Below are 11301 nucleotides of genomic sequence, written 5' to 3' on the forward strand. Positions count from 1 at the left end.
CACGGCGACGACGGCAGTCAGCTCGTTACCCGTTACAAGCGAGACCACGCCGGGCGCCTCGTAAGAAAAACCCTGCCGGACGGCAATGTTGTCGACTATGCCTACGACCGCCAAGGCAACCTCCTAAGCGTCGACGACGGCCACTGGGCGCTGGCCTACGAGTACGATCCACAAAACCGCCTCACCGCCGAACACCAAGGCTGGGGCACCTTGCGCTACGGCTATGACGCCTGCGGCCAACTGCACAAACTGCGCCTGCCAGACAATAACCGCCTCACCTTCAACCACGACAAAGGCGGCCACCTTTCCACCGTCGAGCTGAATGGCGAAACCCTCACCTCCCACCTGTTCAAAACCGGCCGCGAACACCAACGCCAGCAGGGCCAGCTCCTCAGTCACTACCACTACGACGACCAAAACCGCCTGCACGCCCACGCCGTCAGCCAACAGCAACACACGCTATACCAACGCCAATACGACTACGACAAAACCGGCAACCTCACCCGCCTGCTCGACACCCGCAAAGGCGAACACCACTACCACTACGACCCCCTCGCCCGCCTGACCCGCGCCGACCACTCTCAAGACGTGCAGGAACGCTTCGGCCACGACCCGGCTGGCAACCTGCTCATGCAAGACCGCCCAGGCCCGGACATCGTGGCGGGGAATCGGTTGATGATCCAGGGCGATCATCAATATGACTACGACGCCTTCGGTAATTTGATCCGCCAGCGGCGTGGCAAGGGTCATAAGCTCGTCACCGAGTACCGCTACGACTGCCAGCATCGGTTGATTGGTATTACCCAACCCAATGGGCAAACCGCCAGCTATCGCTATGACCCGTTTGGACGGCGGATCAGCAAAACCGTTAACGACATAACCACGGAGTTTTTCTGGCAAGGCGACAAGCTGGTGGCAGAACACCACGCGGATCGGCATCGCAGCTACCTCTACGAGCCAGACAGTTTTCGCCCGTTGGTACTGCTGGAAGGCTTTGGCCCACAAGAAACAAAACCCTTCCACTACCAACTCGACCACCTCGGCACGCCGCAGGAACTGACAAACCCCGAAGGCGAAATCGTCTGGTCCGCGCACTACCGCGCCTACGGTGAAATCGCCCGCCTAGACGTCAGAAAAATCGATAACCCGCTGCGCTTCCAGGGCCAATATTTCGACGCGGAAAGCGGGCTGCACTACAACCGCCATCGCTACTACAATCCAGATATTGGTCGTTACCTGACGCCGGACCCTGTGAAGCTGGCGGGTGGGATTAACGCGTACCAGTATGTGCCCAACCCTACGGGGTGGGTGGATCCGCTGGGGCTAAATACTTGCCCTGGCGCAGGCAACTGTGATCCAGCTGTTGCAGCTAGCAGTCCACCCAAGTTCGCCAAAACAGACGAAGGAGATGTTGAACTACCCCAAACAGGGGGCGCACAACGGGCGGCCAAATACTCAGGCAACTGGAAAACGGCCGATCTAAATGAAAGTATCATCAAATTTGCGGGTTCAAACCCAGTTACTACAACGACGCACAAAGGTAAAAAAATATATAAAAACCCATCTGACGGCATTGAAATAGTAGAAGATTTAAGTGGTGGATACTTTAGAATACACGACCCTTCACTCCCGGGATCAAGACGTTATCTCAGTCTGGAAGGCATAGTACCAAACAACAAATTATCCCCTTCGGGAAAGCAAATGGGCAGAACACAGAGTGAATACAACGAAGCCACTCACTTCAACAAGAGTATAGAAAAGTGAAACTTATCTGCACGCCTTTGACTAAAGAAGCGATGATTCTATTAGACACTGACGAATGCCCAATCTCGTTATTGGCGAATTGCCCCCTGACCCATACAGAATATCAGCAGTTAATGGGATCAGGGGTTATCGACAAAATCAACAATTCGCTTGGAAAGATGATCGACGATTATGAAGACGAGAGCATCAACACCAATGAAGACCTCAAAAAATCACTATATATACTAGAAAATCATTCAATACCCGAAAACCAAGAGCTGGCAAGAAAAATAATCAAACTCAACAAACTGGCAATTGACAACAACACCGGGCTGTATTTCTTTTTTTAAACCATCACATGTATTGGCACAGGTAGCAGCACAACCAAGCTGCAAACAGCGCCAGTAACAGCTTTATTTTTATGACGAACCCATTTTTATCGTAATTGCAAACGACTACAGTGCTAAACAGACAGGGTTGATGCCGAATGCAAGAAAATCGAATCATTACCAAAACACTCACACGAAAACCGGCAATCTCCCACTCGGAAAAAACATGAAAATTGTAGTGATCGATACATTTTCCTATCTGAACGTATTGCACGTAAAATTCCATTCATCCTTCGGAGATGGCACTGCACTATGGAGCGATACTGCGCCAAAAATCGGTGAAATTATCGACGTTGAGTTTGATTTTGAGGAGGCTTTCTCATGGAATATAAACGTGAAGCCAACCGCTGAAAAATCTTCAAAAATCAAAATGGAGAACAGCCTCATCCAAATAACCGCCGAGCTGGTCCAAGCTGACGAAGAAGGATGTGTAGCATTAAAGCTCGGTGATTCAATAATCCTAATTGAGTTGGATGGTCCCATACCTCAGAAATCAGGATTTGTTGAACTCAGCGCTACCGCAATTCAACTTTACCCAACACATATTTGAGTCCACCTAAGTCAAACGCTCAAACCGGGGCCACAACCCGCAGCCCCGATCCATTTTCAACTCATAACCGGCGCAGCCCCCACCTGCACCCCACGCCCACTCGCGGCCATCTCAAACAACCCCTCCACCCGCGCTTGCTCCACCGCGCTCGGCTTGATCATCAGCGCGCACACCACAAAAATCGCAGCATTCACCACCAGCCCCACAATCCCGCTGGTCAACGACCCAAGCGCTGGAATGTCATCCGGGTACAGCGTGGTCAGTACAATCGCCACCATAATCCCCGCCAACATGCCGGCAATCGCGCCCTGTTTGTTGCCACGGCGACTGAAAATGCCGAAGAACAGCGGCACGGCCAGTTGAATGATGCCCTGGTAGGAGATCTGCGCCAGTAATTGCAGGCGCGAATAATCAAAGGTCAGGTAGGCCAGCACCGAGGCGGCGACGATAAACACCACCATGCCGGCCTTGGCCAGTAAGGTGAGTTGGCGGTCGGTGCGTGGGGTGTTCCAGGTGGCCAGGTCGTTGGCAAACTGGGTGCCGCAGACCTGCACGCAGCCGTCGACGTGGCCGATGCTGGCGGCCAGTACGATGACGATGGCTAGCGCCAGCAGCCATGGCCCGCCAATGTCGAACAGCGAGAGGAACCAGCCTTGTTGCGGGTGGGCCAGCACGTTGGGGTCCTGGCTGATGGCGGCGGCGAACAGCATGAGGATGCCGTAGAACCCGCCCACCAGCAGCATGGTATACAGTGTGCCCTTTTTCACCGCGCGCACGCCGCTGGCGGTGTAGATGCGCTGGAAGCTCATCGGCCAGCACATCGAGCCGATCACGCCGGTGAAGATCAGGCTGAACATGTACATCGGGCCATAACCGGTGCCGGCGGTGCCGGGAATTTGCAGCATTTTTTCCGGTAATTGCGCGAGGTTGGAAAACGCGGCCTGATCGCCGAAAAGCAGGAACACGCAGACCCCGGCGCACACCACGTAGGCGATCAGGCCCTGGAACATGTCGGTCATGATCAACCCGCGCATGCCCATGCTCACGGTCCAGTACTGACGGATCAGTACCACCGCCACGCCTGCAAACAGGCAGGTGGTGACGCCCCAACGGCCGAAGCTGGCGAACTGGAACAGCATCGCCAGGGCCTGGATGCCCATCACCACCCATGGAAACACCGAGATGATGCCGATAATCGAGGCGACCCGTTTTACCGCCGGGCTGTCGAAGCGCATGCCCAGCAGGTCCGGCTGGGTGCGCAGGTTGAAGCGTTTGCCCCAGGTCCAGGCGCGGCTGGCCATCAGGTACATCGCGGTCACGCCCAGGGTCGCATAGACCATGCCGTAGAAACCCAGGGCGCCGCCGACGCTCAGGGCAAAAAACGCGGTGAAGGTCGAGCCCGGCCACCAGGAGTTGGTGTAGCACATGGCGATATACCACGGCCCATAGGAGCGCCCGCCAACGGCGTAGTCGGAAAAACTGGTGCTTTCGCGGTTGGTGGCATAGAGCACGGCGATCATCCCGGCCAGGAACAGGCCGATCACACCGAAGGTAATGAACAAGTGGGCATCGCTGCTGGTGCTGATCATCACACGCCCTCCTCGTCAGGAATATCACCGGCCTTGAGCTCGGCCAGATACAACCCCCACACCCCAAGGGCGGCGAGTACGGCAATGGCGATCCAATAGAAAATCGGCAGCGGGATGCCTACCACCAAGGCGCGACTGCCACTCACGCTCAAATAAAACGGCGGGAATAACGCCAGCATCAACAACAGGAAAAAGTAGCCGCCGAAGATCTGGTTTCTCAGGCGTGCGGGTGACGCGCTTGCGGGTTTCATGATGGAGGGTGCTCCTTGAATTTCTGGATCGGTTTGTTGTGTGATCAATCAAAAAATCAAGCAGTGAAACGTCAGCGCAAACCAGCGCCAAAGGAGCTACAGGGTGACGCGTCGTTATTGTGCTGGCGCAGGCTCAGGCCTGTCTTAGCCAGGTTTCCCATTGCGAATCATTGATCACGCTACGTGCGCGCATGTGCTTCCAGGCACCGTATTTGTAGAAGTCGAAATCCAGCTGCGACACCGCGTGCTGGACCATCGCCCAGGTCGACCATTTGATGTCGGCCAGGGCCTTGTGCAACTTGATCCGCGCCAGCCGTTGCGGGGTGACCTGGCCGAAATAATCTTCGATCAGCGCCAGTTCCATTTCGTCGGTGAAGAACATCTCGCCAAACCACAGCGCCAGCTCGTAATGACGGTCGTTATTGGAGGCGTACTCAAAGTCCACCAGGCGAATCTGGCGGCGGTCATTGAGCATGAAATTCCCCGCCAGCGTGTCGTTCATGCACGGCGCCAAGTCGATGCCCGACGCTTGCAACGCGCCACGCGCCCGGTCACATTGGCGACGCAGCCAGGCATCATCGCTGGGCGTGCAGCCCTGCAGTTCTTCGACCTGGCGCTGATGCTCGGCAATCATGTCGAACACGGTTTTGGTCTGGCACAGCGGCGACTGGTCGTTGAACGCTTTCAGCGCATGCAGGGCGTTATGGCGCACATCGCGGTCGAGAAAGTCCTGATTCGAAGAGGCGCGCCAGCCTTCCATAAACTCGAAAACTTCAACGCCAAACTCTTCGAGGAAGGCAAACACCGGCGCACCATAGCCGGTTTGCGCGGCCTTGACGCTGGCGTCATGGGCGGTGCGCCGGTCGATAAACATCTCGGTGCCGGCGCCGGGCACTTTGAAGAAGTAGGCGGTGTTGAGCCCGCTGACCTCGACCCGCCAGTTGCTGTTGGAGATCCCGCCGCTGACCGGCTCGTAACGAATGCCCGAACCGCTCCAATCGCGTACGCCGCGCACTGCCGCCTCCAGTTGGCATTCTTGAGGCGTACAGGCCTCACCCATTGCTTTCATGCCTGCCCCTCCTGTACCTGCCGTAACCAACTTTCAAATCGCGGGTCTTGCAAGCTCTGCCGGCAGCGCAGCAAGGTCCACTGCCCCACCTTGGAGAACTCCAGGGGCCGCGTTGAGGTCGCGCCGACCCACAAGCCCCACAGCGTCCAATACCAATCATTGATCAGCGCATAGAGGCGGCAGCGGGCGTAATCGCACTCGCGACACTCACCGGCCCAGGCCTTGATGCCGTCACGCCACTGGCTTTCAAAGGCATACAACTCGTTGAGGCTGACGGCCACGTCGTACCACGGGTCAAAGCAACCAGCGTAGTCGAAGTCGATCAATTGCAGCGCGCCGCCGGGGCCGATCATCACATTGCTCGCCAGCCCGTCGCCGTGCAAGGGCACGCAGGTGCCAGGGCTCAATTGCAGCGCGGTCCAGGCCAGATCGATGCAGGTTTCAATCCACCCATGATCAGCGGGCAGGCCCACGCCGTCACGGCTGCACAGCTCACGCAGGTGCTGGATATCCTGCAACGGCGAACGGTTGAAGCCCGGTGAGGTGCCGACGTGCAACTGCCGCTTCAAGGCCCACAGCGCTTGCAGGCGCTGGGGTTGCAGTAACTCATCGAGCCGTGCCCAACGCCACTCGTGGGCCGGCAAGGCATCCAGCAGCAGCACGCCGGCAGCCACATCCACCAGGCGCACGCCGGGGGTCACGTCACAGTCAGCCGCCAGTTGGGTGGCGCGGCCGGTGCGCTCTATGTCGATCAGCGCACGCATATCGTCGTGCAGCACTTTGGCGTAGCACTGGCCCCAGGGCGCCGTGAGGTGAAAGCCGGTCCACTCGGTGGCCAGGCGTATCGGCGAGGCGATACCGGCAGTGCCGTCCGAGACCTCGACATGGGCAGACAGGCCGGCGGACTCCAGGGCGCCCATCAGGCGCGACAGTGCGTAGGAACAGTTGGACATGTCGTCCCTCACCGGTAAGCGTTGGGGGAAGTACAGGCGCAATGCAGCAGCGCGGTCAGCATCTGCAGGCCGGTGCGCATGTCGCGGTCATGGGTGAGTTCCGCCTCGTTATGGGACACGCCGTTGCTGCTCGGAATGAACAACAGGCATGCCGGGTAATGCCGGCCGAGGCTGATGGCGTCGTGGCCGGAGACCGTGACAGTGTTGCCGACCGCCAGCCCCAGTTGTTGACCGACACCGTAGGCCAATTCGGCAAAACCATGGTGTAACGCGATGGGCGCACGCAGGGCGCGGCTTTCGACTTCGTATGTGGTGGCGGTCGATGCAGCGACGGCCTTGAGGCAGGCATCCAGCCGATAACCGGCAACCGCCAGCAATGCCGTGTCCGGCGAGCGGTATTCCACATGCAAGGTGACGCGCGAGGGCACCACGTTCGGCGAGTTGGGGTAAATTTCCAGGCGCCCTACCGAGCTGTGAAACTGCAGCCCGTGCACGTCCGCTTCGGCGCGCACGGTGGTTATCGCATGCGCCGCCGCGAGCAAGGCATCTTTGCGGGCGGCCATCGGGGTTGGGCCGGTGTGGTTCTGTTCGCCGTCGAAACGGATACGCTGCTTGAGCGCCGCCCAGGTTTCACGCACTACGCCGATGTCCAGGCCCTGGCTTTCGAGGCCGTCGCTTTGTTCAACGTGGATTTCCACATAACCGGCCACATCCAGTTCAACCAGGCCGTCCCCCAGATAGCCGATCGCTTGCAGCGCATCCTTGAGGCGAATGCCGTCGCCATCGCGGCATTCCCAGGCTTCGTGCAGGGCCAGGTCGCCGGTAAACACGCTGCTGCCGATCAGGCTGGGTTGAAAGCGCGCGCCTTCTTCGTTGGTCCAGTTCACCACCGCCAGGTTGCACGCCGGGGTTTCGCCGCGCTCGTGCAGTTGGCGCGCCAGGCTGGCGATGGCGACTGCGCCAGCCAACACCCCATAGATACCGTCGAAACGCCCCGCGCTGGGCTGGCTGTCCAAGTGCGAGCCGCACAGCACATAGGGGGCGTCCGGGTTGAAGGTGATCAGCCCGAACAGATTGCCGATGGCGTCTACGCGCACGTCGAAACCGCGCTCACGCAGCCACGCGCTGAACAGGTCGCGCACCGCACCGTCTTCGGCCGATGCGGCCAGGCGGTGCAAACCACCTGCCGGTGTCGCACCGATGGCTGAGCTGTCGCGAAACAGCGTCTCGAAGGCCTCGACGTCCGCCTCACTGGGAGACAGCCACTCAGGGGTAAAGGATGTCGACATGGGCGTGCTCCAGGCAGGTCGCAAACTCCGCGGACGGAGGGCGATTGGTGACCAAAGTGGTGATGGCGCTGAACGGCAGTGTGTTGATGAACGTGCGATGGCCGAACTTGGCGTCGTCCGCGAGGATGACGCTGCGCAGGCAATGTTGGGTCAGGGTGCGGCGCAGCAGCGCCTCGGGCTCCTGGTAGTCCATGAAGCCCAGCTGCAAGTCCACCGCGCCGATGCCCATGAAGGCGATGTCGTAGTGAAACTGCCGGACAAATTCCAGGGTGTGGGCGCCGATCAGCGCATTGTCATTACGGCGCACATCACCGGGCACCACCAGCACCTGATTACTGCTTTGCTGGGTGATCAACTGCGCGATGTCCAGCGAGTTGGTGATGATGCGCAGTTGGCTGAAACCAATCAATTGCTGGGCCAGGGCCAGGGTCGAGGTGCCGGTATCGAGAAACAGCACCATGCCCTCGCTGACCAGTTTGGCAGCACAGACTGCCATGCGGGTCTTGGCCTGGGCCTTGATGCGGGTGCGCACTTGCAGCGGTTGTTCTTCGTTCAGCCTGGGCAAGATCGCGCCGCCATGGATGCGACGCAACTTGCCGGCCTCCTCCAGGTATTTGAAGTCGCGGCGAATGGTTTCTTCGCTGACGAACAGCGCTTGCGCCAGGTCCGACGCCTTGACGCGCTGATGTTGGGTGAGCATGAGCATGATTTCGTCGAGACGCGGCTGATTGAGCATAAAGGGTGCATTCCAAGGCAAATTCGAGCCGTCAGTATCGCGCGCTTTGCGCCCACCACGGTACGCGGCATGCACCAGTCCGGCGGGGGGCAAAGGACGACTGACGGCGATTGATCGGGTCACGTTTACCTCTCACTCATCGGGGTGTGAAAGGGCAGAAACACTACAAAAGGATCTGTCCAGGGCAGGCCTCTAACGAGCCGGCTCCACGGGGCAATCAGGCACTACAACAACAGCGGCGGCAGGTGCTGGTCCCAAGGCGCAATGGCTTCTACTGCGGCGCAGAACTGCAACACCTGGGCGTCGGCAAAGCGCGGCCCGACCACTTGCAAACCAATCGGCAAGCCGCTCGGGCTGAAGCCGCAAGGCAGGCTCGCAGCGGGGTTGCCGGTGATATTGAACGGGTAGGTAAAGGGCGTCCAACGTGCCCAGGGCACCGCGCCGTCCGCGCCCGGCCAGCCTTCGGGCGCGACCTGGTCGGCGGCGAACGGCAGGGTTGGCAGGGTGGGCAGCAGCAACACGTCATAGTCGTTGAACAGCGCGTGCACCTGGTTGGCGAAGTGCGCCCGTTGTTGCACGGCCTTGAGGTAGTCACCGAGGTCGTAATCGCCCGCGCGCTGGATCAGCGCGGCAAAGCCTGGGTCCAGTTGGTCGAGGCGATCCGCCAGGGCTTTGCCGTAGGCAATGCCGCGTCCGCCGACCCACAAGGTTTCGAATGTGGCGAGTGGGTCCTGCCAGTCCAGCGTCAAGGTGGTCACGGTGACCGGCAAGCGTTCCGCCAGGTTGTACACGGCGGCTTCGACGCTAGCGGCAATGACCGGGTCGACCGGGGTGTTGAACAATGTCGGGCAATACGCCACCCGCAGCGGCCCCAGTGGCTGGTCGCAGCGCGCCAGGCAGGATTCGGTCAATGCGGGCAAGGCCTGATGATCCAACGGATCCGGCCCGGAAAGGATGTCAAACAACAAAGCGCTGTCGCGCACCGTGCGCGTGATCGGCCCGGCATGGCTGAGCATTTCGGTGGCCGACCAAGGCCAGGTCGGAATGCGGCCCAGGGAGCCTTTCATGGCGAACGCCCCGCAGAACGCCGCCGGAATGCGCACCGACCCACCGCCATCGGAACCCAGCGTGCCCGGCACCATGCGTGCCGCCACGGCAATCGCCGAGCCGGAGCTGGAGCCGCCGCTGGTGAGGTGTGGGTTCCAGGGGTTGCGACCGTTGCCGAACACACGCGAGGTACTGGCGCCAGTCCAGCCGAATTCGGTGGTGGCGGTTTTGCCGAGGATGATTGCACCGGCGTCCTTAAGACGGCGAATGATTGGCGCATCCTGGCTGGGCACGTGATCAAGGCCGGTCAATGAGCCCCGGGTGGTGCGCAGGCCAGCGGTGGAAAACAGGTCTTTGATCCCAAAGGGCACGCCATGCAGCGGGCCACGCAACTGCCCTGCCCTGGCCTCTTCGGTCAGCACTTGCGCTTGCGCCAATGCCGAGTCGGCGTACACGTCGCCAAACGCATTGAGTGTGGGATTGTGGGTTTCGATTGCGTGCAGGCTTTGCTCGACCAGGTGTACCGCAGACAGCGTGCCCGCGCGAATGGCCTCGGCAGCGTCGATCACAGTGGGCATCAAGAGGTCTGTGTTCATTGAGTATCCTGGGCCGTCTGCACATGAGTCCGGTGGGTACGTCAATAAACGCCCGAGCCTGGGGGCGTGTCAAGTGGGTTTTGTTGGCTATGTGGTTTTTGTGTGCTTTGTTATCAGTTCCACGCCACGATCAATAAACCCGCGCCCAATACCAGGCACAAGGGTGAATAAAAATAGGTGTCCAAACGGGCAAATCGTGACCCGCTCACTTTCTTGAAAAAACCCACCAGTTCCGAATCGCCAATCGCCCTGGCGAACATCACCAAGGCAATCGCACTGATGCCCCATTGCAGCGCGCCGTGGGACACCGGCGAAAAGTACAACCCGGCACGCAGGCACACCAGCAAGGCAATCGCCACCAAGCCCATCGCCACCAGAAACGTGCCCAGTGCCGACGGTTTGAACGCCGGCCGTGGCCCCTGGGCGAACTCGCCGGGCAATTCGGGAATGGCGGCCAGGCTGCCGAGCTTGCCGCCGGCGGCCCAGTACAGATGCACCATGCTGATGCAGGTAAAAATCGCGACGATCCAGCGTGCGACGAAAAAGCTCATGGCAGGCGCTCCCTTAAATGTGCGAATGAGGATAGTCGGCCTGAGATTTTTTGTAGGCATTTCGTCGGCGGCTGATGGTAAAGTGCCGCCCCATGAAAATCGCCCGTGCCGACCGCTCACTCATTGCCTGGATGCTGTATTGCTGCGTCCTGTTCAATGTGTTCGCGTGCAGTATTGGACATGGGCAGATGCTGGGCATGCAGCTCAACGGCATCGGCGGCCAGTTTTGTACGGTCGACCCGCGCACCCAGGCGCCGGCACAGAACAACTCCACCGACGAGAACCTGCCAACGCTGTCCAAGGCGTTCGGTTGCCCATTGTGTTCGACCGGCGGCATGGGGCCAGCACTCAGTTCCAGCCTCAATGTGGCGGTGTTGCCCCAACCGCACGCGCCGCCGCCAGCGGTGGTGCTTGCCGCTGATATTCCTGCCCGCTTCACCTGGCCCACGGCCAACCCGCGTGCGCCTCCCGTTTTCGCCTGATCCCTGCGCTTTCTGATCTGCATCGACCACCGCTCCCTTTAGGACTGCGGAGGACT

The 11301-nt window shown here is 59.6% G+C and carries 12 protein-coding genes; 4 read left to right on the forward strand and 8 right to left on the reverse strand.

What is annotated here, in order from left to right; genetic code table 11:
- The 3 genes from AOA62_RS25390 to AOA62_RS25400 form a co-directional block, all read left to right on the forward strand.
- Positions 1–1764: RHS repeat domain-containing protein (locus AOA62_RS25390; RefSeq protein ID WP_143521914.1), on the forward strand; the 1764-nt coding region annotated here is incomplete at its 5' end.
- The gene (locus AOA62_RS25395) at positions 1761–2093 is read left to right on the forward strand and encodes a hypothetical protein (RefSeq protein ID WP_017134605.1); all 333 of its coding nucleotides are present in this window, start codon (positions 1761–1763) and stop codon (positions 2091–2093) included. The genes AOA62_RS25390 and AOA62_RS25395, both read left to right, overlap by 4 nt.
- Positions 2094–2298: 205 nt before the next feature.
- Positions 2299–2682 carry a hypothetical protein gene (locus tag AOA62_RS25400; protein WP_099550116.1) on the forward strand — a complete coding sequence of 128 codons (384 nt, stop codon included), beginning with the start codon at positions 2299–2301 and terminating at the stop codon, positions 2680–2682.
- A gap of 56 nt (positions 2683–2738) precedes the next feature.
- Here the strand turns inward: AOA62_RS25400 and AOA62_RS25405 are convergent, their stop codons facing one another.
- The 8 genes from AOA62_RS25405 to AOA62_RS25440 form a co-directional block, all read right to left on the reverse strand.
- Entirely contained in the window at positions 2739–4271 is a 1533-nt protein-coding gene (locus tag AOA62_RS25405) for a sodium:solute symporter (RefSeq protein WP_099550117.1), read from the reverse strand.
- Positions 4271–4522 carry a hypothetical protein gene (locus AOA62_RS25410; protein ID WP_065931763.1) on the reverse strand — a complete coding sequence of 84 codons (252 nt, stop codon included), beginning with the start codon at positions 4520–4522 and terminating at the stop codon, positions 4271–4273. The genes AOA62_RS25405 and AOA62_RS25410 overlap by 1 nt, the downstream gene beginning before the upstream one ends.
- Positions 4523–4655: 133 nt before the next feature.
- Positions 4656–5591, reverse strand: coding sequence for a choline kinase family protein (locus tag AOA62_RS25415; protein WP_099550118.1), 936 nt, complete (start codon positions 5589–5591; stop codon positions 4656–4658).
- Positions 5588–6544 carry a phosphotransferase family protein gene (locus AOA62_RS25420; RefSeq protein ID WP_017134610.1) on the reverse strand — a complete coding sequence of 319 codons (957 nt, stop codon included), beginning with the start codon at positions 6542–6544 and terminating at the stop codon, positions 5588–5590. The genes AOA62_RS25415 and AOA62_RS25420 overlap by 4 nt, the downstream gene beginning before the upstream one ends.
- An 8-nt stretch (positions 6545–6552) precedes the next feature.
- Positions 6553–7833, reverse strand: a complete 1281-nt coding sequence (locus tag AOA62_RS25425; RefSeq protein WP_099550119.1) for a Zn-dependent hydrolase — start codon at positions 7831–7833, stop codon at positions 6553–6555.
- Complete coding sequence (locus tag AOA62_RS25430) at positions 7811–8569, reverse strand: DeoR/GlpR family DNA-binding transcription regulator (RefSeq protein ID WP_017134612.1); 759 nt, start codon at positions 8567–8569, stop codon at positions 7811–7813. The genes AOA62_RS25425 and AOA62_RS25430 overlap by 23 nt, the downstream gene beginning before the upstream one ends.
- 224 nt (positions 8570–8793) lie before the next feature.
- Positions 8794–10194: an amidase gene (locus tag AOA62_RS25435; protein WP_099550147.1), complete on the reverse strand. Its 1401-nt coding sequence runs from the start codon at positions 10192–10194 to the stop codon at positions 8794–8796.
- Positions 10195–10325: 131 nt separating this feature from the next.
- Positions 10326–10763: a DUF3995 domain-containing protein gene (locus tag AOA62_RS25440; RefSeq protein ID WP_017134614.1), complete on the reverse strand. Its 438-nt coding sequence runs from the start codon at positions 10761–10763 to the stop codon at positions 10326–10328.
- 92 nt (positions 10764–10855) lie between these two features.
- On the opposite strand from AOA62_RS25440, the gene AOA62_RS25445 reads away from it, so the two are divergent.
- Positions 10856–11245, forward strand: coding sequence for a DUF2946 domain-containing protein (locus AOA62_RS25445; RefSeq protein ID WP_017134615.1), 390 nt, complete (start codon positions 10856–10858; stop codon positions 11243–11245).
- The last annotated feature ends 56 nt before the right edge of the window (positions 11246–11301 follow it).

The sequence above is a fragment of the Pseudomonas sp. 2995-3 genome (assembly GCF_002742565.1).
In the GTDB taxonomy this organism is placed as follows: domain Bacteria; phylum Pseudomonadota; class Gammaproteobacteria; order Pseudomonadales; family Pseudomonadaceae; genus Aquipseudomonas; species Aquipseudomonas edaphica.